Consider the following 23480-nt stretch of genomic DNA (forward strand, 5'->3'; position numbering starts at 1 on the left):
GGTGCCTCAGATCCACCGAGCAGCCGTCGCCGACATCGACCCGATCACGCTCTACCGCATCCTGTGGCTGCGGGTGAGCGTCTTCGTCGTCGAGCAGGAGGCCGCCTATCCCGAGATCGACGGGCGCGACATCGAGCCGGGAGCCGAACTCATGTGGATCGCGGAGGGACCGGAGGTCGCCGCGACACTGCGGATCCTCCGCGACAAGGGCGGAATGCGCATCGGGCGGGTGGCCACCGCCGCGCCGGCGCGGGGGCGCGGGTACGCCGGCGACCTCATGCGCGCCGCCGTGGCGCGGTGCGCCGAGCTCGCGCCGGACCTGCCCATCGCCCTGGACGCGCAGATGCAGCTCGAGGACTGGTACGCCCGCTTCGGCTTCGTCCGCTCGGGCGAGCCGTTCGAGGAGGACGGCATCCCGCACATCCCGATGAGGAGATCATGACCCCGGTGCAGACCGCGCGGCTGACGCTGCGCCCGTTCACGACGGATGCGGACGATCTCGCGTTCGTCCTCGACATGTACTCGCGGATGGAGGTCCAGCGCTACCTCGGACGGAATCCGCGCGTGCTGACCGACCCGGCTGAGGCTCGAGCCCTGGTCGGCAGGTGGGCGAGCTTGGAGGACGGCGCGCTCGGGGTCCGGGCGATCACGACCCACCGCGGTGACCGGCTGGGTGTCCTGCTGCTCAAGCGCATCCCCTGGTCTGCGGATGCTGCGGCACCGGGGACGCCCGAAGACATCGAGATCGGCTGGCACCTGCATCCCGACGCGTGGGGCTCCGGGTACGCTGCGGAAGCCGCTGCCGCGGTGCTGCCGGAGGCGTGGGCGGCCGGTATCCCGCGCATCGTCGCGGTGACGAACCCCGCCAACGTCGCCTCGCAGGGCGTGTGCCGCCGCATCGGGATGCGCGCGCTCGGCCCGACCGACCGGTACTACGACACGACGTGCGAGCTGTTCGAGCTCGTGGCGCCGGCAGCCGGAGGCGCACGCGCCGACGGCTAGCGGCTCGGCCCCGGGGGCGCAACCGCGGCGCGCCCCCGTCGTACCCGGGGGAGGATGGGCGCATGCCAGGCATCCCCAGCGTTCCCCTCAACGACGGCACCGCCTTCCCCGAGCTCGGGCTGGGCACCTACAACCTGCGCGGCGAAGCGGGCGTGACCGCGATGGTCTCCGCGCTGGAGGCGGGCTACCGCCTGCTCGATTCGGCCGTGAACTACGAGAACGAGGCCGAGGTGGGCGAGGCGGTCCGCCGCAGCGGCATCCCGCGCGATGAGATCCTCGTCACGACCAAGATCCCCGGCCGTGACCACGGCTACGACGAGGCGACGGCCAGCGCACGGCGGTCCCTGGACGCGATGGGCCTGGATCGCATCGACCTGTACCTCATCCACTGGCCGAACCCCAGCGTCGACAAGTACGTCGACACCTGGCGGGCGATGATCGACCTGCGGGCAGCGGGGTCGGTGCGCTCGATCGGGGTCTCGAACTTCACCGAGCCGATGCTGCGCCGCCTCGTCGAGGAGACCGGCGTCGTGCCGGCGGTGAACCAGGTGGAGCTGCATCCGTACTTCCCGCAAGACCAGCTGCGCGCCGTGCACGCCGAACTCGGCATCCGCACCGAGAGCTGGAGCCCGCTCGCGCGCCGCAGCGAGCTGCTCGGCGAATCGGTCGTGAAAGAGGTCGCCGAGGCCCACGGCGTGACGCCCACCCAGGCGGTGCTGCGGTGGCACGTGCAGGCGGGCTCCACGCCCATCCCCAAATCGGGCGACGCGCAGCGGCAACGGGAGAACGCCGACGTGTTCGGCTTCGAGCTCACCGCCGACGAGGTCGACGCCCTCTCCGGGCTGCGCCGGGGCCGCCTGTGGGACGCCGACCCAGACACGCACGAGGAGATGTAGCCCCTCGCCTCACCTGGGCGGGCGGAGCCCGGCGAGCCACTGATCGAACGTCTCGCGTCCGAGCGTGGCGGAGGCGTCGGGCAGGAGCGATCCGTCGCGCTGCGCGCGGCCGAAGGGGCCAGGCACCGGCACCGCGGGGATCCACCCGTGCGAACCGATCGCGCGGGCGTAAGCCCGCACCATGCGCACAAGGCTCTCCTCACGCGGGCCGGCGAGATCAGGAACCCGCCCCGCCGGGCTCGCGACCGCGATCGCAGCCAGGGCGTCACCGACCTCGCGCGCGGCGACCGGCTGCGTCCGCATCCGCGGCGCGACGCGCAGCGGTCCGACCTTCGCGCGGTCATACATCTGCGCGGCGAATTCGTGGAATTGCGCCGCCCGGAGGATCGTCCACGGGATCTCGCCGACTCCGACGAGCTCCTCCTGCGCGACCTTTCCGGCGTAGTACCCGAACGGGGCGTGGTCGATCGCGACGATGGAGAGGGCCACGTGATGCCCCACTCCCGCCCGTGCCTCTGCGGCGAGGAGGTTCTGCGTCGTCTCGCGGAAGAACTCCACCGACTCCGCGCCGTCCAGCGTCTCGACGCTGAGCGCATCGATCACCGCATCCACGCCCTCCAGCGCCGCATCCAGCCCTGCGGTGCTCCGCACGTCGACGCCCCTGCCGCGCGAGATCACCACCGGCTCGTGTCCGGCCGCACGCAACGCCGCGACGGCATGGCGTCCGACCGCGCCGGTACCCCCGGCCACCGCGATCCTCACCGCTGTCCGCTCCTCTCCCGCACGATCCGACCTGTCTGCTGCACGATCCGGTTCATACCCTCCCGACGATGCAGCATGCGCGAATGTGAGGTTCGCGCTGCCCTACGCTGAGGCGGGGAGGCGCGGGACGTGTTCGACGTGGAGACGGAGCGGTCGCAACTGACGGCGATGGCGTACCGGATGCTGGGCACCGTCGCCGACGCCGAAGACGCCGTGCAGGAGACCTATGCGCGCTGGTTCCGGATGCCCGAGGACGACCGGGCCGCGATCCGCTCTCCCGGCGCGTGGCTCGGGCGCACGGTCGGCCGCGTGTGCCTGGACGTGCTCGGCTCTGCGCGCATGCGGCACGAGCACTACGTCGGGGAGTGGCTGCCCGAGCCGGTGCCGGCGCACTCGGATCTGGTGACGGGGGCCCGCTCGGGCGAAGACCCACTGGACGTGTCGGTGCGCAACGACGCCGTGAGCACGGCGCTGCTGCTGGTGCTGGAGGCCCTGACCCCCGCCGAACGCGTGGCTTTCGTGCTGCACGACGTGTTCGATCTGAGCTTCGCCGAGATCGCCGCCGCCATCGGCCGATCCGAGGCGGCCACGCGCCAGCTGGCGTCCTCCGCACGGCGTCACATCCGGGACAGGCGCGCGCGGATGGCCTCGCGCGAACACCACGACGCCCTCGTGCAGGCGTTCGCGGTGGCGTCGCTGACCGGCGATTACCACGCCGTCGTGAGCGTGCTGGCCCCCGATGTCGTGCTGCACTCCGACGGCGGCGGAGTCGTGTCGGCGGCGCGGCGACCCGTGCTCGGCGCTGACCGGGTGGCCCGGTTCCTGCTCGGGCTCCCGCATCTTCAGCCCGGGACCGTCCTCGAGCCGGTCGCGACGCCGGACGGCCTCGGGTTCCTCGCGCGCACGGCGAGCGGGCAGGTGCACAGCGTGTGGACGGCGGGCGTCGAAGGCGGCCGGGTCACCGACGTGTGGATCATGGTCAACCCCGCGAAGCTCACCCTCTGGGCGTGACGTCCGGTTCGTCCGGGGCCAGCTCGGCGGGTTCGGGCAATCCCGATCCGGGTGGGCTCGGTTCCGCCCCGGGCGTCGCGAGTGTCGCGATGACCACCCCGGCGAGGGCCACGGCGCCGCCGATCGCCTTGACCGGGTCCAGCGGCTCGCCCAGGACGAGGGCGAAAGCGTACCCGAACGCCGGGATGGCAGCGGTCGAGACGCCGGAGATGGCAGCGGGCACCCTCTCGGCGCCGTAGTTGAACAGCACCAGCGTGGGCGCGGTGACCACGAGCGCGAGGATGAGGATGCTGAGGAGTCCGCGTGCATCAGAGGGCACGGCGATCGTGCCCGTCACCGCCTCCCAGCCCAGCCAGGGCAGCATGAGCGCGGTGCCCCACACGCCGGTGGCGGTGGCCAGCGACAGTGCGTCCGGAGCATCCGGTCGCCCGCCGTCGCGACGCAGCAGCACGGTGTAGACGGCGTAACTGGCCAGCGCCCCGATGTTCAGCACGACGCCGAGGTCGAAGCGGAATCCGGATGCGGCGACGAGGGCGACGCCGAGGGAGGCCAGGATCAGGCCGATGACCGTACGCAACGACAGCCGTTCCCCGATCATCAGGACGGCGGCGATCGCCGTGAGCACCGGCAGCAGCGAGACCACGAGCGCCGCCGTGCCGGGGGTCGTGAAGAGCAGGCCGATGTTCGCCAGTGAGTAGTAGAGCGTGACGCCGGTGAGGCCCAGCAGGATCGTGCGGGGCTGTCGCAGCGTGCGCACGAAGGCGGGACGCCGCACGGCGAGAGGGATGAGCACGACGAGTGCGAGCCCGAAGCGACTCACCGACAGGACGGCGGGCGACCCGGTCTCCAGGGCCCAGTCCGACAGGACGTACGCGAACGACCACAGGATCACCGACGCCCCGATCGCCGCGATCGGCCACCCGCGCGCCGCCACCGGCGGGCTCAGAGTTCGACGCCGCGGTCGGGGTCGTTGACGCCGGAATTGCGTCCGCGCCACGACTCGTACGCGAGGAGCCAGCCGATCGAGATGACGGCGCTCAGGACGATCCCCAGCCACACGTTCCCGAACACCATCCCGAAGAGCACGCCCAGGGCCACGAGGAGGATCGTGCCCAGGATCCACTGGGTGCGGCCGCGTGGCCAGCCGGTGCGGGGTTCGGACATACGGTCAGCCTAGAGCCTGCGCCGGGTCAGTTCCGCGGTGCGATCGAGACCATCCAGTCGACGCCGAAGCGGTCGGTCAGCATGCCGAATCGGCCGCCCCACGGCGGCGTCTCCAGCGGCATCGTGATCGCGCCGCCGTCGCTGAGCGCATGCCAGTAGCCCTCGAGCTCCGTGTCGTCGTCCCCGCTGAGCGACACCGCGAACCCTGCCGGAGGAGCGTAGGGCAGCGACCGCGGCGTGTCCGAGGCCATGAGGGTGAACCCCCCGGGGGTGTCCAGCTGGGCGTGCATCACCAGATCGTTCTCGGCGGGGTCCTGACCCATGTCGTACGCCGCGAAGGTGTCGATCGCGAGCTCGCCGCCGAAGACGGAGCGGTAGAACTCCATCGCAGCGCGCGCGGTGTCGCGGAAGGACAGGTAGGGGTTCAGTGTCGTGGACATGAGGGCAGTGTGCTCCGGGGTGCCGACATCCGCCCCGCGGTCATCGGGCCCGGTGGTCCTCGGGGTGCACGCGCGGCCCGCGCCGCGGCTCGATGACGCCACTGGCGTAGATGAGGCGGATGGCCCGCTGACGCTGCCCCGCCCAGGGGGCGAGGAGCTCGAGCATCCCGTCGTCGTCCACGCGGTGGCCGGTCAGGGCGTATCCGACGTGGTGCGCGAGGTGGTAATCGCCCACGCTCACCGCGTCCGGGTCGCCGAACGCGCGGATGCGGGTCTCGGCGCTCGTCCACACCCCCACGCCGCGCACACTCGTAAGCACCGCCTCGCGGGCCGCTGCGTCGGCGGCGGCGATGCTCGCGCGTTCGAGGGAGTCCGCCCGGGCGGCGGCGTCGACGATCGTGCGCGACTGCGGGGGCTCGAGGCCCGCGCGGTGCCACGTCCAGGAGGGGATGCGGCGCCAGCCGTCCAGGTCCGGCGGCGCGAACATCGGGCGGGGCGTCGGGCCCGGCGCGCGCTCGCCGCACCACGTGAGGATGCGGCGCCACGCCGAGAAGGCCTGCAGTGCGGTGACCTTCTGCTCCATGACCGCGCTCGCCAGGGAATCGAAGACGCGGTCGGTGCGACCGATCCGCAGTCCGGGGTGGCGGTGGTGGGCCTCGGCGATGAGCGCGTGGCGCGACGGGTCGAAGTCGCCCGGGTCGTCCCGGGCTCCGCAGAGGTCGGGGAGCTGGGCGAGGGCCCACTCGGCGCCCGGGCCCCACGCCGCACCGCGCACGGTGCCGCCGGGACCCTCGCGCAACGCCAGGGTCGCGATGCCCTCCGGTGTCCGGCTCGCGCGCCAGATGACGCCGCCGGCCGTCGTCATGGCGGGATCGTGCGCGCCGTGGCGCTGCGCGAGCACCGCGCGCGCCAGGTCGAGCGGGTGACGCGGACGGTAGACCGTCTCCCGTGGCGCGGGGGAGGACGGACGCGGATCGCGCGGGGCGCGCGGTGGGGCGGACGCCCGTACGCGCACTCCTGTCGGCCTCATGCCGCCACCCTACGTCGTGCTCTCGACATCCTCCTGGGTGCCTGGCCCGCGTCGCGGGTCAGACCCGGTCGGGGGAGGGGGTGCCATGGCCGAAGCGGATCGTGACGTCGGCGTGCCGGTCGAAGCGGTAGCCGACGCCACGGACGGTGCGCACGATGTCTTCGAAGCGCCCGAGCTTGGCGCGCAGCCGTCGGACGTGCACATCGATCGTGCGCTCGCCGGGTGCGTCGTCGTCGGCGGGGTTCTGCCACAGGGACGCGACCAGCTCGCTGCGGTCGATCGTGCGGCCTTCGCGCAGGACGAGGTACTGCAGCAACTCGAACTCCTTGAAGGTGAAGGCGGCCGATTCGCCGTCGATGAGCACGCGCTTGCGGGAGATGTCCACCACGACGCCGCCGGCGAGGTCATCGGCGTCCTCGGGCTGCTGCTTGGTGCGGGCGACCGCCGAGGGCTCGTGCAGGGCGAGGCGCACGACGTCGACGTCCCGTCCGCCGGCCCCGGTGGGGGCCAGCGCGACCGTGGCGTAGGTCTGGGCGCTGGGGGCGAGGTCGGCGAGCGTGCGGCGGAGGGCCTCGACGAGGACGCCCAGGCTCACGCCATCGGCTGCCGCCTTGGCTTCGTCGATGCCGACGTACAGGGCGAATCCGCGCGGCGCGGTGCCCGGGGGGAGGTGTCGCGCCGCGCCGGGGGCGGGCTCGGGTGCGGGAGTGGGGACCGCACGGAGGTGGCGGGTGGGAGCGGGACGGTCGAGCAGGGCGGGAGTAGACATGATGATGGCTGTCCTCAGAAGGGGGAACCGGCGCGGGAAGAGCGCGGTTCGAATGCGGGAGAGCGGGCCGCGATGGCCAGGGATGGAGCATCCGGGGACGCGTGATCGACGCGGGTGCCGGGATGCTGGGGACGCGTGCTCGCGCGCTCAGAAGCGCAAGCGGGCGTCGGGCGGGGTCACCGAGTCAGCGACACATTCGACACGAGGTCGCGCGGCCGGCCATCATCATGCCGGCAGTCCCGTTCGCCTCCCAGGCGGACAGAGAACGCGCGTGATCCGTCATGGGGCCGATTATGTCCGAATGCGTCGCCGTGCGTCAAATGTGTCGCCGTGCGGGCGCGAATATGACGTCGTGTGACCGCTCAGCCGCTGCGTGGCGCAGGCGAGGGTCCCGCCTTTTTGTTGCGATCTCCAGCAAAGGTCTTGCCCTCGCGCGATCGAGTCCTTTACTGTGTCGGTCGAAGCGCTTCCCGAAAGCGCTTCGACACGCGAAGCCGCGGCGGTAGCCGCTGACGATGGAGTCCGGATGGCGAAGATCGACGAGGTGGCGAAAGCCGCCGGCGTTTCCATCAGCACCGTCTCCTACGCGCTCAGCGGCAAGCGCCCGGTCGCCAAGGACACGCGCGAGCGGATCGAGAAGGCCGTGCGTGAGCTCGGCTACAGCCCCAACGCGGGCGCGCGCATGCTCGCCGGCGACCGCACCCACATCTTCGCCCTGACCGAGCCGCTGCGCACCGACACCCACGCTCCCACGCACATGGCCTTCGTGCTGGCCACCGCCGTCGCGGCGCGGCGCCAGGGGTACGACATCCTTCTCCTCACCGACGAAGAAGCCCGAGCCGGCATGAGCAGGGTCGCCTCCAGCGGCCTGGTGGACGCCATCCTGGTGCTGGATGTCGCTCCCGACGACCCCCGCGTTCCCCTGGCGCGCGCCATCGCGACGCCCTCCGTGTTCATCGGCGTTCCCGACGACAATGACGGGCTGGTGTGCGTCGATCTCGACTTCGAGACGGCAGCCGCCATGGCGGTGGACGCGCTCGCCGACGCCGGACACGAGCGCATCGCCCTCGTCGGTCAGACCGATATCGCCTATCGGTCCTCCAACTTCCCGCCGCGCGTCCGCGTCGCGGCCGAGCGACGCGCCGCCGAACGGTCGCTGTCGCTGATGTTCCGCTCCTCCGGCGCCGTGATGGTCGACCCGGCTGCCACGCGCCGCGGCGTGCGGGAGCTCGTGGACGCCGGGGTCACCGGGCTCATCCTGCACTGCGCGCAGGAAGCCCACGCGGCGGCGCTGGACGAACTGGCCGAGCGGGGCCTGTCGGTCCCCACCGACATCTCCGTCGTGGCGGTCGGATCGAGTTTCGACACCGCCGCCCTGCCCACCGCGGTGGACAGCATTCCGCTGATCCCGCAGGCGTCGTGCGACCTCGCCGTCGAGCTCGCGATGCGCTCGCTCGGCGCCGACCGCCCCGAGCCGGGGCTCCACCTCATCCCTCCCACCTATGTCGGCCACGGGTCGCTGCGTCGCCCGGCTGTTCCCGCCTCCTCCTGATCCGTTCCCTGAACCGGCCGTCCCATGTCCGTTATCGAAGCGCTTCGACAGCACCACCCTCCGCAGTTCCCGATCACCGGCCCGATCACTCGGGCTCTCAAGAAAGGAGTGCCGACGATGGCACGAAACATCCGAAAGACACGACGCGTCGCTGCGGCCGTCGGCACCGCGACGATCGCGGCGCTCGCCCTCTCCGCGTGCTCCGGCGGCGGCTCGGGCGGGGGAGGCGACGGCGACACCCTGACGCTGTGGCACTACGAGGGCGACAACAGCGCGATGGGCATCGCGTGGGCCGAAGCGATCGAGGTCTTCGAGGAGGAGACCGGCGCGACGGTCGAGTTCGAGGAGCGCAGCTTCGAGCAGATCCGCTCCACCGCCAGCCAGGTGCTCAACTCCGATGAGGCCCCCGACCTCATGGAGTTCAACAAGGGCAACGCCACGGCCGGCTTCCTCGCCAGTCAGGGCCTGCTCGCCGACATCAGCGACGCCGTGGACGAACACGGATGGGACGACATGCTCGCCCCCGCGCTGCAGACCACCGCGCGCTACGACGAGGACGGCGTGATGGGTTCGGGCGCGTGGTACGGCGTGCCGAACTACGGCGAGTTCGTCACGGTCTACTACAACAAGGACGCCTTCGCCTCCGCTGGGCTCGAGGTCCCGGAGACCTATGACGAGTTCATCGCCGTGCTGGACGCCTTCCAGGCGCAGGGCATCACGCCGCTGGCCGAAGCGGGCCTCGAGTACCCCCTCGGACAGCTGTGGTATCAGCTGGCACTGAGCCAGGCCGACCGGCAGTGGGTCAACGACTACCAGCTGTACGAGAACCCCGTCGACTGGGCCGGCGACGAGGTCTCCTACGCGACCGAGACGGTGCTGGAGTACGCCGACAAGGGCTACTTCTCCCCGGACGTCACCGGCCAGAAGGCCGAGGATGCGGGCGTGTCCTTCATCAACGGCACCGCCCCGATCTTCGTCTCCGGCAGCTGGTGGTACGGGCGATTCGTCGACGAGATCGAGGGCTTCGACTTCGGTCTGTTCCCCTTCCCCGGCAGCGACCTGAGCCTGGGCTCGTCCGGCAACCTGTGGGTCGTCCCCGAGCGGGCTCAGAACAAGGACCTCGCCTACGAGTTCATCGACATCACGATGCGGCCGGAGATCCAGGCGCTCATCGGCAACAACGGCGGCCTGCCCGTCGCCGCGGATGAGGCCGACATCACCGACGAGAAGAGCCTCGAGCTCATTCAGGCCTTCAACGCGGTCAACGAGCAGGACGGTCTGGCGTTCTACCCCGACTGGCCCACGCCGACCTTCTACGACGCCCTCGTGGCCGAGTTGCAGGAGCTCGTCAACGGGACCAAGTCGGCCGCCGAGGTCCAGGAGGCCCTCGGCGCGGAGTACGACTCCTACGTCGACGACTTCCGCTGACCGACACGGGTGGCCCGCCGTCACGGCGGAGGGCCACCCGCACCACCCGGGCTCACGCCCTCCACGCCGCGATCGCGGCACCACCCACGTCCGAGGAGCCGGCGATGTCCGCTGTTCCCTTCGTCCGCCCCGCGCGGACCAAACTCCCGCCCGAGGAGCCCCTGATCCCGCAGCGCCGCGGCGGCACCGCGGGCTACTGGCTCTACCTCGTGCCCGGGCTGGTCCTGGCCACCGTCATCATCGTCATCCCACTGGTGTGGAACATCTACCTGAGCTTCACCGACTGGCGCGGCATCCGTCCCCCCGAGTTCATCGGTCTGGAGAACTGGATCGAGCTGCTGGGCGACGGCAAGTTCTGGACCTCGTTCGGGAACAGCATCTGGATGATCGTCGCGATGGTGGTCTTCCCGACCCTCATCGGGCTCGTCCTGGCCGCGCTGCTGTTCGACGTGATCGGGCGCAAGTTCGGCGGCCGGCTGGCCAGCTTCCTGCGCGCGACGTACTACCTGCCGCAGATCCTTCCCGCCGCCATCGCCGGCATCGTCATCGGGTGGATCCTGCGCCCGCAGGACGGCGCGCTCAACTCCATCCTGGAAGGCGCCGGCCTGGGGTTCCTCACCCACAACTGGCTCGGCTCGCCCGACACCGCGCTGGGGGCGATCATGGTCGTCCTCGTCTGGATCCAGATCGGCTACCCCGTCGTGGTGTTCATGGCCGCGCTGCAGCGCGTCGATCCGGAACTGTATGAGGCGGCCGAACTCGACGGCGCGAACTGGCTCCAGCGTTTCCGAGCCATCACCGTCAGCATCATCCGCCCCGAGATCTACGTCGTCACCCTCACGTGCACGATCGCCGCCCTGAAGGTCTTCGGCCCGGTGTACGTCCTGACCCGCGGCGGGCCGGGCACCTCGACGATCGTGCCCGCGTACTACGCCTACAGCGAGTTCTTCCAGTCCCAGCAGGTGGGCTACGGCGCGACGATCGCCACGGCGCTGACGATCGTCATCGCGATCGTGTCGATTCTGTTCATCCGCGCGCAGAACCGCGCGGAGCGCAAGGAAAGGGCGGGACTGTGAGAGCCGCCACGATGACCGTGACCACGGCGACGAAGGGCCGCCCCGCAGACCTCGAGGGAGGCGGCGTCCGGCGCCGCGGCGCAAAGGGGCGCGGCGGCATGACGAAGAGGCGGGGTGTGGACTGGCTGCTGCTGGCCTTCGCGATCGTGGCAGCCATCGTCATCATCGCGCCGTTCTACCTGATCCTCATCAACTCGTTCAAATCGCCCGCTGACTACTCCAACGGCGGGCCGCTGGCCCTGCCGACCGCGCTGAACTTCGACGGCATCATCGCGTTCTGGGAGCGCGTGAACTTCCCGCAGAAGGTGTGGAACTCCTTCTTCATCGCCGGGATGGTGGCGCTCCTGGCGGTGCTCATCTCGGTGCTCAACGCGTTCGCCATCGGGATCGGGCGGGTGCGCGGGCGCTCGTGGATCGTCCTGCTGTTCCTCCTGGCCAACCTGCTCCCGCAGGAGGCGCTGCTGTACCCGCTCTACTACATGTTCCGCGAGGTCGGGCTGTACAACAACGTGTGGTCGGTGATCATCGTCTTCACCGTCATCCAGGCGGCCTTCGGCACCTACCTGCTGTCCTCGGTGTACGGCACCTTCCCCCGAGAGGTGCTCGAGGCCGCCGCGATCGACGGCGCGACCCGCTGGCAGATCCTGTGGCGCGTGATCTTCCCGATCAGCCGTCCCACGCTCTCGGTCCTGGTCATCTTCTTCTTCATCTGGACGTGGAACGAGTTCCTCATCCCGCTGACCTTCCTGGTCTCCAACGAGAACCAGACCGTGCCGGTGGCCATCAGCGTCCTGCAAGGGGACCGCCTGATGGATGTGACGACCACGAGCGCGTCGGCGCTGCTGGGCCTCATCCCCACCCTTCTCTTCTTCCTCATCTTCCAGCGCACCCTCACGCGCGGCATCACCGCAGGAGCAGTCAAGTAATGAAGTTCACCGATGGTTTCTGGCAGCTGCGACCGGGCGTCACCGCCCTGTACTCGCAAGAGGCCTATGACATCCGCGAGACCGGCACGGTCGATGGGACCGGCATCCGGGTGATCGCCCCGACGAAGGTCATCGAGCGGCGGGGCGACACCCTCAACCGCCCCGTGCTCACGGTGACGCTCTCCTCTCCGCTGGAGGGAGTCGTGCGCGTGCGGATCGAGCACCACTCCGGCGCCGGCCGCGGACTGTCGTTCGCGCTCCCGGGTACGGTCGCAGGCGCGGCATCCGTCTCCATCGACGACGCGGGCGCGCGGCTTCGCACCGGCTCGCTCGAGGCGCACGTGACCCCGGGCGCCCCGTGGTCGCTGTCCTTCCGCTCGGACGGGCGCCCGCTCACCGCGAGCGGCCACAAGTCGCAGGGGTACATCACGCTCACCCCCGACGCGCAGGTGGATCCCGGCATCGTCGGCAACGCGCGCACGGGGAGTCCCGCCGGGCGCTCGCGCACCTTCGTGCACGAGCAGCTCGACCTCGGTGTGGGCGAGCTCGTCTACGGACTGGGGGAGCGGTTCGGTCCCCTCGTGAAGAACGGCCAGACCGTGGACATCTGGAACGCCGACGGCGGCACCTCCAGCGAGCAGGCGTACAAGAACGTGCCCTTCTACCTGTCCGACCGCGGCTACGGCGTGCTCGTGAACGATCCGGGTCACGTGTCGTTCGAAGTGGGCTCCGAAGCGGTCGAGCGCGTGCAGTTCTCCGTGCCCGGCGAAGCGCTGGAGTACTTCGTCATCGACGGCCCGACTCCCAAGGACGTGCTCTCGCGGTACACGGAGCTGACCGGCCGCGCCCCCGTCGTGCCGGCGTGGTCGTACGGGCTCTGGCTGTCCACGAGCTTCACGACCGACTACGACGAGGCCACCGTTTCATCGTTCCTGGACGAGATGGCGGCCCGGGAGCTGCCGCTGTCGGTGTTCCACTTCGACTGCTTCTGGATGCGGGAGTTCCAGTGGTGCGATTTCGAGTGGGATCCGCGGGTCTTCCCCGACCCCGACGGGATGCTGCAGCGCCTGCACGAGCGCGATCTGCGCGTCAGCGTGTGGATCAACCCCTACATCGGCCAGGCGTCGCCGCTGTTCGCCGAGGCGGCGGAGCAGGGATTCCTGGTTCAGCGCGCTGACGGATCGGTGTGGCAGTGGGACCTGTGGCAGGCGGGCATGGGCCTGGTGGATTTCACCAACCCCGGCGCCACGCGCTGGTACCAGGACAAGCTGCGCGCCCTCGTGGCGCAGGGCGTGGACTGCTTCAAGACCGATTTCGGCGAGCGCATCCCGCTGGACGTCGTCTACGCCGACGGCAGCGCCCCCGACCGCATGCACAACCTGTACACCCACCTGTACAACCAGGCCGTGTACGACGTGCTCGTCGAGGCGCGCGGAGAGGGCGAGGCGGTGCTGTTCGCCCGGTCGGCGACAGCGGGGGGTCAGACGATGCCGGTGCACTGGGGCGGCGACTCCACGTCGACCTTCGCGTCGATGGCCGAGACGCTGCGCGGTGGCCTGTCGCTGGCGATGAGCGGGTTCGCGCACTGGAGCCACGACATCGGCGGATTCGAGGGCACCCCCGACCCCGCCGTGTTCAAGCGCTGGACCGCGTTCGGCCTGCTCGGCACCCACAGCCGACTCCACGGATCGCAGTCGTACCGGGTGCCGTGGCAGTTCGACGAGGAGGCCGTGGAGGTCACCCGCACCTTCACGCACCTCAAGATGCGCCTCATGCCCTACCTGTATCAAGCAGGCCTGGATGCGACCGAGACGGGGGTGCCCGTCATGCGCCCGATGGCCTTGGAGTTCCCGCACGACCCGGCGGCGGCATACCTCGACCGGCAGTACATGCTCGGCTCCGACCTCCTCGTGGCGCCGGTGTTCTCCGCCGACGGCGACGTCGAGTTCTACCTGCCGGAGGGCGAATGGACGCAGCTGCTCATCGGTGAGACCGTGACCGGCGGACGCTGGCGTCGCGAGCGTCACGGATTCGACAGCATCCCGGTGTACGTTCGTCCCGGTGCCGTGATCCCCTGGGGAGCGCGCACCGACCGGCCCGACTACGACTACCTCGACGGTCTGCGTCTCCGGGTGTTCCCCGGCGGCGAAGGCATCGCCGAGGTGCGCGTCACGACCCCCGACGGCCGGAGCGTCCTCCTGACCGCCGACCGTTCGGAGATCACCCGATGAGCACGTCCACCGGCAACGCCGACTACCGCGACAGCGGCCTGGTCTTCCCCGAGGGCTTCACCTTCGGCTCCGCCACGGCGTCGTATCAGGTCGAAGGCGCCGCGGCCGAGGACGGTCGCCTGCCCTCCATCTGGGACACGTTCAGCAAGACCCCGGGCAAGGTCTGGAACGGCGACACGGGTGACGTCGCGTGCGACCACTACCACCGGTGGGAGGCCGACCTCGACCTCATGAGCGGCCTCGGGCTGGGCGCGTACCGCTTCTCGATCGCGTGGCCGCGCATCATGCCGACCGGAACCGGGCCGGTGAACCAGGCGGGCCTCGACTTCTACTCCCGCCTGGTCGACGGACTGCTCGAACGCGGCATCCGCCCCGTCGCGACGCTGTACCACTGGGACCTGCCGCAGACGCTGGAGGACGCCGGTGGATGGCCCGTGCGCGCGACCGCGGATGCGTTCGAACGCTACGCGGAGGTGGTCGGCGCGGCGCTCGGTGACCGCATCCACACCTGGACCACCCTCAACGAGCCCTGGTGCTCGGCCTACCTCGGCTACGGGCAGGGCGGGCACGCGCCCGGGCGGCACGAACCCGCCGCGGCGCTGGCCGCCGTCCACCACCTCAACCTCGCGCACGGCCGCGCCCTCCAAGCGCTGCGGGCGACCTCCACGGGAGACCCGGAGTACTCCGTGACGCTCAACTTCCACGTGCCGCGGGGCAGGGGCGACCAGGCCGCCGAGGCGATCCGTCGCGTCGACGCCCTCGCCAACCGCGCCTTCACCGGCCCGATGCTGCGCGGGGAGTACCCTGCGGACCTGCTCGAGGACACCGCATCCGTCACCGACTGGTCGTTCGTGAAGGACGGGGACCTCGGCGCCATCCACCAGCCGATCGACGTGCTCGGGGTGAACTACTACTCGACCGTCACGGTGCAGATGTGGGACGGCGTCTCCCCGAAGCAGAACAACGACGGGCACAAGGCCGCCGACGGCGGCACCGCGTGGCCGGGCAGCGACGGGGTCGTGGAGTTCCTCGAGCAGCCCGGGCCGTACACCGCGATGGGGTGGAACATCGCCCCCGAGGGCCTGGAGGAGCTGCTGCTCTCGCTGCGCGACCAGTTCCCCGGCCAGGCGCTCATGGTGACCGAGAACGGCGCCGCGTTCGACGACGTCGTCGCCGAGGACGGCTCCGTGCCCGATCCCGATCGCCTGGACTACCTGCGCCGCCACTTCACCGCCGCCCACCGGGCGATGGCTCAGGGCGTGGACCTGCGGGGATACTTCGTGTGGTCGCTGCTGGACAACTTCGAGTGGGGCTACGGCTACTCCAAGCGGTTCGGGATCGTGCGCGTGGACTTCGATTCCCTCGAGCGCACAGTGAAGGACAGCGGCCGCTGGTACTCCGAGCTCGCCCGCACGGGCGTGCTGCCGGACTGAGGTCCCTGCCACACTGGGCCCGTGAAGCTGCGGATCGTGGGGGTCTCCGGCGCGGGGAAGACCCGCCTCGCCCGGGAGGCCGGAGCCCGGCTGGGCGTTCCGGTGCTCGAGCTGGACGCCGTCTTCTGGGATGCGGGCTGGCAGCATCGTGACCTGGGCGAGGCGCTCGGGCTCGTGCGCGGGTTCGTGACGGAGCATCCGGACGGGTGGGTGATCGAGGGCAACTGGTCGTCGCGGCTGAACGGGCTGCTGGATCCGGGGACGACCGGCGGGGCGGACGCGTTCGTGTGGCTCGACCACCCGCGACCGGTCGTCATGCGGCGCGTCGTCGCGCGTACGCTGCGCCGCGGGCTCACCCGGCAGGAGCTGTGGCACGGCAATCGCGAGACCCCGGCCAACTGGATCCGGTGGACCCCCCGAGGAGAACATCGTGCGGTGGGCGTGGACGCAGCATCCGGTGACGCGCGAACGGATGCAGCGCAGGATCGCCGCCGGGATGCCGGTGGTGCGCCTGGCCGGTCAGCGGCAGGTGGACGCGTGGCTGGCAGCCCTGCCGTCCAGAATTCAGGAGAACTGAGGGCTGCGGCCCCGCCGACGGTGGTCGGGTCGGCGTGTCTCCTGAGTTTTGCGCGGGCGTGGCGCGGATGCGGCGACGCCGGGCCGGACCAGGCGTACCCTGTCGGGGTGACCGGACTGCGATTCACCGACGAGAAGGACGCCTCGCGTTACACGCTGCACCGCGGCGACGACCTCGTGAGCGTGCTGGACTACCGCGACGACGGACGCACCGTGGCGATGACGCGGGCGTACACGATCCCGACCTTCCGCGGACACGGCTACGCCGGCGAACTGGTCGCCCGCGCCGTGGCGCACCTGGAGGCGGCCGGCGACCGCGAGGTGATCCCGGTGTGCTGGTACGTCGCCGAGTGGTTCGACGCCCACCCCGAACACGCCGGCATCCTCCGCACCGCCCGCTCCGCCTGACCGTACCGCCGCCCGCCGCGCCGCGCCCGCCGCCCGCCGCGGCCGCCCGCCGCCCGCCGCGCCGCGCAAATGCGCCGCGCAAATCCGCGAGACTGCTGCGCACCGGCGAGACCGAGGCTTTATGTCGCGGTCTCGCCGGTGGCGTGCTGTCTCGCGGAACCGGGGGTGGGGTGGGGCGGGGCGGGGGTCGGAGGGGCGGGTAGTCGGCGTCGGTGGGCGCGTCAAGCCCTCGCGAGCGCGAGGGGCGGCGCGGGAGGGTGGAAGGGACGGAAGGAACACGCCATGGATGATCGCGATCTGCCCGAGGGTGTCATCGACGCCGACCCGCCCGGCGGGTGGGAGAGCGGTGCCGCCGCCGACGGCGAGACGGCCGAGCAGAGCCGCGCGGCCCAGGGGTCGTCACGCCTGAGCGACGCGGGCCTGCCGGGCGAGTCGTCCGGGGGCACCAGCCCCGATGCGCCGATCGAGAGCGACGAGCCGTCACAGGCGGCGGACCCCGATCTGTCCAACGACGAGGAGAGCTGAGATGTCGGGTACGACGAACGAGTTCGACGAACCGGGCGGGAACTACCCCGACCGCTACGACGAGAAGCCGGTCGAGCCTTCGCAGGCGGAGGATCGCCGCGGTGACGGTGACGGTGACGCGACCGTGCAGCACGGCGAAGCGACGCAGGACGTGCAGGGCGGCGCGGTCGCTCACGATGCCAAGGCCCCCGAGGCCGCCCCGGCCGGTTCGCCTGGCACGCAGGATGCTCCGGCCATGGACATGCATTCGGCTACCAACGAAGACCGCGTCGAAGGCATCGTGGCTCAGACGCGCGTCGACGTCGGCGACGCCCCCGAGGAGCGCATCGCCGACGTGCTGCGCCAGCGCTTCTCCGAGACCGGCACCGACATCGGCGATGACCGCATCCGGGCGCTGGCCGCGGAGATCGCCCAGCGCTGAATCAGCACCCGCCCCGGCTCACACCGTGCAGGTGTGCGGCCGGAAGGCGGCGTCGGACGCGCGCGGGCCGAATCCCGCGTCAGGGCCCGGCGCGACCGCGACCGGGCGCGGCCACACGCCGCGGAACGCGCGGCGCGGCGCGGCCGGAGGGTCGAGCGGCCGGAGCACGCGCTCCGGAATGAGACGCTCCGCCCGCAGTGCTCGGCGGCGCAGCGCGCGATCGCGCTCGGCGCTGTCGTGCTGGAACTGGACTTCTGCGGCATAGATCCCGAACATCATCGCTCCTGTGGGTCAGTCGTTGCCTCACGAGCGAACGTACGCGCGGCCGCCGACATTGCCGTCGACGCCGATGCTGGCAGGAAAACGTCCTGCCATGGCGGTCAGGCGGCGAAGAGCAGGATGCGTGCGACAGCGGGCGCCGCATCCCGGATCATCGTCTCGTGCCCGCGATCGGGGATCTCCTCCAGGCGGCCGTCGGGCAGGGAATCCGCGACGAACCGGCACCACGCCCGGGGGGAGACGGGGTCCTCCTCCCCGCGCAGCACGAGCACCGGTACGCGCACGCGATCGAGGGAGTCCTCCGGGGCATGCGCGAGCATCGCGCGGAACTTCCGGCGCAGCCATGGCCCCGCGCGCAGATACTCCCGCGCGCCGGCGAGGATCACCTTGGGATGCTCGTCGGTGAGGTCGCGCAGCAGCCGCCACATCTGCGGCAGCGCGCGACGCGCACGAGCATCCACCGTGGGGGCCGCCAGCACGAGCCGGGCGACGGTGGCCGGATGGCGTGCGGCGACCTCGATGGCCACCTGCGAGCCCATCGAATGCCCGACCAGCACGACGCGCCCCGGCGCCCGCTCGACGATGAAGGCCGCCACGAGGTCTGCCAGCCGCTCGATGGCGGGCGTGCGCGCGGGCTCGGGAGCCTCGCCGTAGCCGGGCAGGTCGATCGCGATCACGCGGCCGTGGCGGCGGAGGAGCTTCACGGCGTGGGCGAACACCGTCCGTCCCATCCCGATCCCGTGCACGAGCAGGAACACCGTCTCCCCGTGCCCCTGGGTCTCGGCCACGAGCGTGCAGCCGGCCGCGGTGAACGTGCTCACCGAGACGTCGTCGGTCGGCTCGGGATCCACGCTCCGACGCTACCGGGTCTGGATGCGGCACCCCGACCGGGCGTACCGTGGGCGGCATGTGCCGGAACATCCACACCCTCCACAACTTCGCGCCCGCCGCGACCACCGAGGAGATCCAGGCGGCCGCCCTGCAGTACGTGCGCAAGATCGCCGGGACCACCAAGCCCTCGCGTGCGAACCAGGCGGCCTTCGATCGTGCGGTGGCCGACATCGCCCACGCCACGGCGCACCTGCTCGACGACCTCGTCGCCGTGGCTCCGCCGAAGGACCGCGCCGAAGAAGCGGCGAAGGCCCGCGCCAGGGCGGAGCGCTCCGGACGCTACGAACCGCGCGTCGCCGCCGCATCCTGAGCCGCGCAGCGGCGTCGGAGGATCGCACGGACGTCGGAGGATGCGCAGCTCATCCTCCGACCTGGGTGCGGTCCCCCGACATCGTTACGGCGCGCGGGAGGTGCGGGACGGGCGGATCCGCCCGCTCGCTGTCGGCGAACCTCCTGAGCGCCTTCGCGGGGATGTCGGAGGCTCGACGTAGCGTGCTGGTATGCGCATCCTGCACACCTCCGACTGGCACATCGGGCGGTCCTTCCACGGACATGCGACCTTCGATGCGCTGCGCGGCGTCCTGGAGGCGCTCGTCGCTCAGGTGGCGGAGCTGCGCGTGGACGTCGTCGTCCTCGCCGGAGACGTGTTCGACTCGGCCGCACCGGCACCGGCCTGTTACGCGCTGCTGACCGACACCCTCGCCGCGATCTCCGACGCCGGCGCCCGCATCATCGTCACGAGCGGCAACCACGACTCCGCCGCGCGGCTGGGCTTCCAGTCCGCGCTGCTGAGGGAGGGCATCACGGTGCTCACCGACCCCGCCGCGGTCGGCACGCCCGTCACCGTCTCCGACGCCCACGGGCCGGTGCACTTCCACGGCATCCCGTACCTGGAGCCGGCGATCGTGCGCCACCGGTGGGAGGGGGTCGAACTGCGCAGCCAGGCGCAGACGATGAACCATGCGCTCGGGCTCGTCCGCGCCGACCTCGCCGCGCGCGGGGGCCGGTCGGTGGCGATCGCGCACTGCTTCGCGGCGGGGGTCGAGGCGACGCCCGGCGTGGAGCGGGAGATCCGCCAGGGCGGCCTGGACGTCGTGCCCCTCCCGGCCTTCGACGGGCCCGATTACGTCGCGCTCGGCCACATCCACGGGCGTCAGCAGCTGTCCGAGCGCGTGCGCTACGCCGGCGCTCCGCTGCACTACAGCTTCGGCGAGGCCGACAAGCCGCGCGGATCGTGGCTGGTCGAGCTGGATGCGGCGGGCCTGACGAACGTGGAATGGATCCCCCTGCCCGTGCCCCGGCGGCTCGTGACGCTGCGGGGGACGATCGCGGAGCTGCTAGAGGATTCCCGCTTCGCCGCCGACGAAGACGCGTGGGTCTGCGCGCAGTACACCGACCCGACGCCGCAAATCGAGCCGATGCGCCGTCTGCAGCGCCGCTTCGCCTTCTGCGCGACCGTCGTGCATACCCCCGTCGGCGCGCCGGCCCCGGACGGGCTGGACTACTCGGGCCGCGTGCGCGCCGCCCGCGACGACGCCGAGCTGTTCGATGCCTTCCTCACCCACGTGCGCGCGGGGGAGGGTGCCACCGACGCGGAGCGCGCCCTCATCCGCGACGTCGTCGATGCGCGCACCGTCGCGGAGGCCCGCGCGTGAAGCTGCATCGCCTCGAGCTCGCCGGCTTCGGTCCCTTCCGGGATCGTCAGGTCGTCGATTTCGACGCGTTCGCCGACGACGGGATCTTCCTCATCTCCGGTCGCACCGGGGCGGGGAAATCGAGCGTCCTGGACGGGGTCTGCTACGCCCTGTTCGGCGGGGTGCCGCGCTATGACGGGGGCGAGCGGCGGCTGCGCAGCGACCACTGCGACCCCGAGGACCCGACGCAGGTGGTGCTGGAGTTCACCGCCGGCGAGCGGCGCTGGCGTGTGACCCGCTCGCCGGAGTACGAGCGCCCGAAGCTGCGCGGCGGGGGCTTCACGACCGAACCGCACCGCGCGATGCTCGAGGAGTTCGACGGCGTCGAGTGGACGGGTGTCGCGGCACGCCCCGTCGACGTGGCCGCGCACCTCGACGAGATCGTCGGCCTCACCCAGCAGCAGTTCCTGCAGGTCATCCTGCTCGCCCAGAACCGGTTCGCGCGCTTCCTCCTCGCTCGCAACGACGAGCGTCAGGCGCTGCTGCGCACCCTCTTCGGCACACGCACGTACGAGCAGTACGCCGAGATCCTCGAGGGCATGCGCAAAGACGCCGAAGCCGCACTGCTGTCCGAGGGCGAGAACGTGCGGATGCTGCTGGAGGAGGCCGAGCGCGTCGCTCGCGACGCCGACGTGCTTCCCGTGGAAGACCCCGCGCCCGCCGACATCCCCGCGCGATTGAGCGCCGTGGTCCGGGCCGCCGAGCGCGCCGCCTACCGTGCCGAGGTCGCCGCCCAGGAGCAGCGCACCGCCGAGACGGGACTGGACGGCGCCCTGGAGCGGGAGCGCGACGCGCGCGAGCTGGCCGAGCGGCAGCGCCAGCGGCTCGAGCTGCGCGAACGCCTGGCCCGCCTGACCGAGGATGCGCCGGCCGTCGACGCCGAGCGCGAGGTGCTCGCACGGGCGCGTGCGGGGGAGGAGCTGCGTGCGGCTCTCGAGGCCGCCGATCGGGCGGAGCGCGACGCCGCCGTCAGTGCCGAGCGCGCTGCCGCTGCAACCGTCGCGTGGGCGGCGGCGGGGGAGACCGCGTCCACCCCGGCGCAGCTGCGCTCTCGCGAGGACGAGCTCGCGGCGGTGCTGGCCGCGTGCGCGGACGCCCTGGCCGCCGAAACCGAACTGGCCGAGGCCGAGCGCGAGGTGGAGCAGGCGGCGGCCGCCGCCGCGGATGCCGAGCGTGCCGTCGCCGCCCTCGACGCCCAGCGCGCGGCGGTGCCGGCGCTCCTGCGCGACCTGGACGACAAGCTCGAGGCGCTTGCCGCGGCCCCGGCCGAACGCGCGACGGCGGAGGCGCGGCTCACGGAAGCCGAGCGCCGCCGGGATGCCGCGCGGGAGGCTGAAACCCTGGTCGATCCGCTGCGCGCCGCCGAGCGCCGCGCGGTGGCCTGCGGCATCGCGCTGGCGGAGGCCACGGCACATCACACGTCGCTGCTGCAGCGGCGCCTGGCGTCGGCGGCGGGCGACCTGGCCGCCGGCCTGGTGCAGGGCGAACCCTGTCCGGTGTGCGGAGGCACGGAGCATCCGCACACCGCGTCGCCGTCGGATGAACCGGTCAGCGATGCCGCCATCGAGGATGCGGCGCTCGCGAAGGAGACCGCCCTCGCCGAGGATCGTCGTGCCGCCGAGGCACTCCGCGATGCGGGCGCCGCACATGCGGCCGCGGTCGCACGCGCCGGCGGCACCGGGCCCGAGGAGACCGAGGCGGACTGCGACGCCGCGCGGGCCGCGCGGGATGCGGCCGAGGAACGCGTCGCCACCGCCGAGCGGCTCGCCGCCGAGCGGGCCGGGCTCGCCGCGGCCGATGCCGACGCCGCGGCCGGGCGCGAGGCGCTCGTGGCCGAAGCGGCGCAGGGCCGGCAGGATGCGGCGCTGGCCACCCAGCGTGCGCACGCGCTGCGCGCCCGCGTCGACGGCGCGCGAGGGGATGCGGCGACGGTCGCCGAGCGTCGCGACGATGCCGAGCGGCGCCGCGAGCTGCTGCGCGCCCTGACCGACTCCGCCGCCGACAGCGTGGTGCGCGCCGAAGTGCTCTCCGGCGCCGCCGCCCACCGGGACGAGCGGCTGGCCGCGTCGATCTTCGACGACGCCGACGCCGCCCGCGCCGCGCTGCGCCCTGCTGGGGAGCGCGCCGCGATGGAGGACCGCGTACGTGCACACGACGACGCCGAGCGGTCGGCCCGCCAGCGTCTGCTCGAACTGGAGCTGGTGCTCGTCGACCAGCCCGAGCAGCCGGCCGACCTGGGACCGGTGCAGGCGGAGCTGGCGCACGCGCGTGCCCGCGTCACCGCCGCCGCCGCCGCCACCGCCGAGGCGAACGCCATCCTCACGCGGCTGCGCGACCTGGCGGAGCGGGCCGACGCCGCCCACCGTGCCATCGCCGACACCGCAGCGCGCGCCGCCGTGGTCGGGCGCCTCGCGCACACCGTCGCCGGCCGCGCGCCCAATACGCGCCGGATGACGCTGGAGACGTTCGTCCTGGCGGCCGAACTCGAGGAGATCGTCGCCGCCGCGAACCTCCGCCTGGCCGACATGTCCGCGGGCCGGTACCGCCTGCAGCACTCCGACGCGCTCGCGGCGCGAGGTGCGGCATCCGGCCTGGGGCTGGAGGTGCTCGACTCCTACACCGGGCAGGCGCGGCCGCCGCAGTCGCTGTCCGGCGGGGAGACCTTCCTGGCCTCCCTGGCCCTGGCGCTGGGCCTGGCCGAGGTGGTCACGGCGCGGGCGGGCGGCATCCGTCTCGACACGCTCTTCATCGATGAGGGCTTCGGTTCGCTCGATGACGACACGCTCGAACTGGCAATGCGCGCCCTCGACGAACTGCGCCAGGGCGGGCGCACCGTCGGAGTGATCAGCCACGTCGCAGCGATGAAGGAGCAGCTGCCCGCCCAGCTCCTGGTGGAGGCGGGGCCGCAGGGGGCGAGCGTCATCCGTCAGGGAGCAGCCGTCGGCAGCTGACCGCAAGGCCTGCGG

24 protein-coding genes are annotated in these 23480 nt (G+C 71.9%); 16 read left to right on the top strand and 8 right to left on the bottom strand.

Annotated elements, in window-relative coordinates; translation table 11 throughout:
- The first annotated feature begins 1 nt into the window (after nucleotide 1).
- The 3 genes from E4V99_RS09600 (at nucleotide 2) to E4V99_RS09610 (ending at nucleotide 1898) form a co-directional block, all read left to right on the top strand.
- A complete protein-coding gene (locus tag E4V99_RS09600; protein WP_135117078.1) occupies nucleotides 2-442 on the top strand; it encodes a GNAT family N-acetyltransferase in 441 nt (146 codons plus the stop codon).
- Nucleotides 439-1002 (top strand): GNAT family N-acetyltransferase, encoded by a 564-nt coding sequence (locus E4V99_RS09605; protein ID WP_135117079.1) that lies wholly within the window; start codon nucleotides 439-441, stop codon nucleotides 1000-1002. The genes E4V99_RS09600 and E4V99_RS09605 overlap by 4 nt, the downstream gene beginning before the upstream one ends.
- Nucleotides 1003-1064: 62 nt before the next feature.
- Complete coding sequence (locus E4V99_RS09610) at nucleotides 1065-1898, top strand: aldo/keto reductase (protein WP_135068862.1); 834 nt, start codon at nucleotides 1065-1067, stop codon at nucleotides 1896-1898.
- Between the two features lie 9 nt (nucleotides 1899-1907).
- On the opposite strand, the gene E4V99_RS09615 is transcribed toward E4V99_RS09610, so the two are convergent.
- Entirely contained in the window at nucleotides 1908-2648 is a 741-nt protein-coding gene (locus tag E4V99_RS09615; protein ID WP_348630737.1) for an SDR family oxidoreductase, read from the bottom strand.
- Between the two features lie 141 nt (nucleotides 2649-2789).
- On the opposite strand from E4V99_RS09615, the gene sigJ reads away from it, so the two are divergent.
- On the top strand, nucleotides 2790-3671 hold the full coding sequence (gene sigJ / locus E4V99_RS09620; RefSeq protein ID WP_240742715.1) for an RNA polymerase sigma factor SigJ: 882 nt from the start codon (nucleotides 2790-2792) through the stop codon (nucleotides 3669-3671).
- On the opposite strand, the gene E4V99_RS09625 is transcribed toward sigJ, so the two are convergent.
- The 5 genes from E4V99_RS09625 to E4V99_RS09645 are packed head-to-tail and all read right to left on the bottom strand — an operon-like array spanning nucleotide 3655 to nucleotide 7074.
- Nucleotides 3655-4605, bottom strand: coding sequence for a DMT family transporter (locus E4V99_RS09625; protein WP_167758109.1), 951 nt, complete (start codon nucleotides 4603-4605; stop codon nucleotides 3655-3657). The genes sigJ and E4V99_RS09625 overlap by 17 nt on opposite strands.
- An 8-nt stretch (nucleotides 4606-4613) precedes the next feature.
- Nucleotides 4614-4835, bottom strand: coding sequence for a hypothetical protein (locus tag E4V99_RS09630; protein ID WP_135117082.1), 222 nt, complete (start codon nucleotides 4833-4835; stop codon nucleotides 4614-4616).
- Between the two features lie 26 nt (nucleotides 4836-4861).
- Nucleotides 4862-5275, bottom strand: a complete 414-nt coding sequence (locus E4V99_RS09635) for a VOC family protein (protein ID WP_135117083.1) — start codon at nucleotides 5273-5275, stop codon at nucleotides 4862-4864.
- A 40-nt stretch (nucleotides 5276-5315) separates the two neighbouring features.
- Nucleotides 5316-6305, bottom strand: a complete 990-nt coding sequence (locus tag E4V99_RS09640; RefSeq protein WP_135068852.1) for a DNA-3-methyladenine glycosylase 2 family protein — start codon at nucleotides 6303-6305, stop codon at nucleotides 5316-5318.
- A gap of 58 nt (nucleotides 6306-6363) precedes the next feature.
- A complete protein-coding gene (locus E4V99_RS09645) occupies nucleotides 6364-7074 on the bottom strand; it encodes a winged helix-turn-helix domain-containing protein (protein WP_135117084.1) in 711 nt (236 codons plus the stop codon).
- 526 nt (nucleotides 7075-7600) lie between these two features.
- Here E4V99_RS09645 and E4V99_RS09650 point away from each other — a divergent pair.
- The 9 genes from E4V99_RS09650 to E4V99_RS09695 all read left to right on the top strand — a co-directional run bounded on the left by E4V99_RS09650 (nucleotide 7601) and on the right by E4V99_RS09695 (nucleotide 17650).
- The gene (locus E4V99_RS09650; protein WP_135117085.1) at nucleotides 7601-8626 is read left to right on the top strand and encodes a LacI family DNA-binding transcriptional regulator; all 1026 of its coding nucleotides are present in this window, start codon (nucleotides 7601-7603) and stop codon (nucleotides 8624-8626) included.
- A gap of 117 nt (nucleotides 8627-8743) precedes the next feature.
- A complete protein-coding gene (locus E4V99_RS09655; protein WP_135068846.1) occupies nucleotides 8744-10054 on the top strand; it encodes an extracellular solute-binding protein in 1311 nt (436 codons plus the stop codon).
- Nucleotides 10055-10158: 104 nt separating this feature from the next.
- A complete protein-coding gene (locus E4V99_RS09660) occupies nucleotides 10159-11130 on the top strand; it encodes a sugar ABC transporter permease (protein ID WP_135068845.1) in 972 nt (323 codons plus the stop codon).
- A gap of 98 nt (nucleotides 11131-11228) precedes the next feature.
- Nucleotides 11229-12056: a carbohydrate ABC transporter permease gene (locus E4V99_RS09665; RefSeq protein WP_167747807.1), complete on the top strand. Its 828-nt coding sequence runs from the start codon at nucleotides 11229-11231 to the stop codon at nucleotides 12054-12056.
- Nucleotides 12056-14287: an alpha-xylosidase gene (gene yicI, locus E4V99_RS09670; RefSeq protein WP_135117086.1), complete on the top strand. Its 2232-nt coding sequence runs from the start codon at nucleotides 12056-12058 to the stop codon at nucleotides 14285-14287. Before E4V99_RS09665 ends, yicI begins: the two co-directional genes overlap by 1 nt.
- Complete coding sequence (locus E4V99_RS09675; protein ID WP_135068839.1) at nucleotides 14284-15720, top strand: GH1 family beta-glucosidase; 1437 nt, start codon at nucleotides 14284-14286, stop codon at nucleotides 15718-15720. Before yicI ends, E4V99_RS09675 begins: the two co-directional genes overlap by 4 nt.
- A gap of 684 nt (nucleotides 15721-16404) precedes the next feature.
- Nucleotides 16405-16704, top strand: coding sequence for a GNAT family N-acetyltransferase (locus E4V99_RS09685; RefSeq protein WP_135068835.1), 300 nt, complete (start codon nucleotides 16405-16407; stop codon nucleotides 16702-16704).
- Nucleotides 16705-16986: 282 nt separating this feature from the next.
- Nucleotides 16987-17229: a hypothetical protein gene (locus E4V99_RS09690; RefSeq protein WP_135068833.1), complete on the top strand. Its 243-nt coding sequence runs from the start codon at nucleotides 16987-16989 to the stop codon at nucleotides 17227-17229.
- A 1-nt stretch (nucleotide 17230) separates the two neighbouring features.
- Complete coding sequence (locus E4V99_RS09695; RefSeq protein ID WP_135117087.1) at nucleotides 17231-17650, top strand: hypothetical protein; 420 nt, start codon at nucleotides 17231-17233, stop codon at nucleotides 17648-17650.
- An 18-nt stretch (nucleotides 17651-17668) separates the two neighbouring features.
- Here the strand turns inward: E4V99_RS09695 and E4V99_RS09700 are convergent, their stop codons facing one another.
- A complete protein-coding gene (locus E4V99_RS09700; RefSeq protein WP_135117088.1) occupies nucleotides 17669-17926 on the bottom strand; it encodes a hypothetical protein in 258 nt (85 codons plus the stop codon).
- 104 nt (nucleotides 17927-18030) lie between these two features.
- Complete coding sequence (locus E4V99_RS09705; RefSeq protein WP_240742714.1) at nucleotides 18031-18780, bottom strand: alpha/beta fold hydrolase; 750 nt, start codon at nucleotides 18778-18780, stop codon at nucleotides 18031-18033.
- A gap of 56 nt (nucleotides 18781-18836) precedes the next feature.
- Between E4V99_RS09705 and E4V99_RS09710 the strand changes: the two genes are divergently transcribed.
- From E4V99_RS09710 to E4V99_RS18725, 3 genes are all read left to right on the top strand, one after another.
- Nucleotides 18837-19130, top strand: coding sequence for a DUF2277 domain-containing protein (locus E4V99_RS09710; RefSeq protein ID WP_135068826.1), 294 nt, complete (start codon nucleotides 18837-18839; stop codon nucleotides 19128-19130).
- Nucleotides 19131-19320: 190 nt separating this feature from the next.
- Nucleotides 19321-20475 (top strand): exonuclease SbcCD subunit D, encoded by a 1155-nt coding sequence (locus E4V99_RS09715; protein ID WP_135117089.1) that lies wholly within the window; start codon nucleotides 19321-19323, stop codon nucleotides 20473-20475.
- Entirely contained in the window at nucleotides 20472-23465 is a 2994-nt protein-coding gene (locus E4V99_RS18725) for an SMC family ATPase (protein ID WP_135117090.1), read from the top strand. The genes E4V99_RS09715 and E4V99_RS18725 overlap by 4 nt, the downstream gene beginning before the upstream one ends.
- Nucleotides 23466-23480: the final 15 nt, after the last annotated feature.

Source organism: Microbacterium sp. dk485, from assembly GCF_004570445.1.
Taxonomy (GTDB): domain Bacteria; phylum Actinomycetota; class Actinomycetes; order Actinomycetales; family Microbacteriaceae; genus Microbacterium; species Microbacterium wangchenii.

Bases quoted from the DNA above. Each gene is read 5' to 3' on its own strand.
- E4V99_RS09605 (WP_135117079.1), top strand. From the start codon at position 439: ATGACCCCGGTGCAGACCGCGCGGCTGACGCTGCGCCCGTTCACGACG.
- E4V99_RS09610 (WP_135068862.1), top strand. From the start codon at position 1,065: ATGCCAGGCATCCCCAGCGTTCCCCTCAACGACGGCACCGCCTTCCCC.
- E4V99_RS09630 (WP_135117082.1), bottom strand. From the start codon at position 4,835: ATGTCCGAACCCCGCACCGGCTGGCCACGCGGCCGCACCCAGTGGATC.
- E4V99_RS09635 (WP_135117083.1), bottom strand. From the start codon at position 5,275: ATGTCCACGACACTGAACCCCTACCTGTCCTTCCGCGACACCGCGCGC.
- E4V99_RS09640 (WP_135068852.1), bottom strand. From the start codon at position 6,305: ATGAGGCCGACAGGAGTGCGCGTACGGGCGTCCGCCCCACCGCGCGCC.
- E4V99_RS09645 (WP_135117084.1), bottom strand. From the start codon at position 7,074: ATGTCTACTCCCGCCCTGCTCGACCGTCCCGCTCCCACCCGCCACCTC.
- E4V99_RS09650 (WP_135117085.1), top strand. From the start codon at position 7,601: ATGGCGAAGATCGACGAGGTGGCGAAAGCCGCCGGCGTTTCCATCAGC.
- E4V99_RS09655 (WP_135068846.1), top strand. From the start codon at position 8,744: ATGGCACGAAACATCCGAAAGACACGACGCGTCGCTGCGGCCGTCGGC.
- E4V99_RS09660 (WP_135068845.1), top strand. From the start codon at position 10,159: ATGTCCGCTGTTCCCTTCGTCCGCCCCGCGCGGACCAAACTCCCGCCC.
- E4V99_RS09665 (WP_167747807.1), top strand. From the start codon at position 11,229: ATGACGAAGAGGCGGGGTGTGGACTGGCTGCTGCTGGCCTTCGCGATC.
- yicI (WP_135117086.1), top strand. From the start codon at position 12,056: ATGAAGTTCACCGATGGTTTCTGGCAGCTGCGACCGGGCGTCACCGCC.
- E4V99_RS09675 (WP_135068839.1), top strand. From the start codon at position 14,284: ATGAGCACGTCCACCGGCAACGCCGACTACCGCGACAGCGGCCTGGTC.
- E4V99_RS09690 (WP_135068833.1), top strand. From the start codon at position 16,987: ATGGATGATCGCGATCTGCCCGAGGGTGTCATCGACGCCGACCCGCCC.
- E4V99_RS09695 (WP_135117087.1), top strand. From the start codon at position 17,231: ATGTCGGGTACGACGAACGAGTTCGACGAACCGGGCGGGAACTACCCC.
- E4V99_RS09700 (WP_135117088.1), bottom strand. From the start codon at position 17,926: ATGTTCGGGATCTATGCCGCAGAAGTCCAGTTCCAGCACGACAGCGCC.
- E4V99_RS09710 (WP_135068826.1), top strand. From the start codon at position 18,837: ATGTGCCGGAACATCCACACCCTCCACAACTTCGCGCCCGCCGCGACC.
- E4V99_RS09715 (WP_135117089.1), top strand. From the start codon at position 19,321: ATGCGCATCCTGCACACCTCCGACTGGCACATCGGGCGGTCCTTCCAC.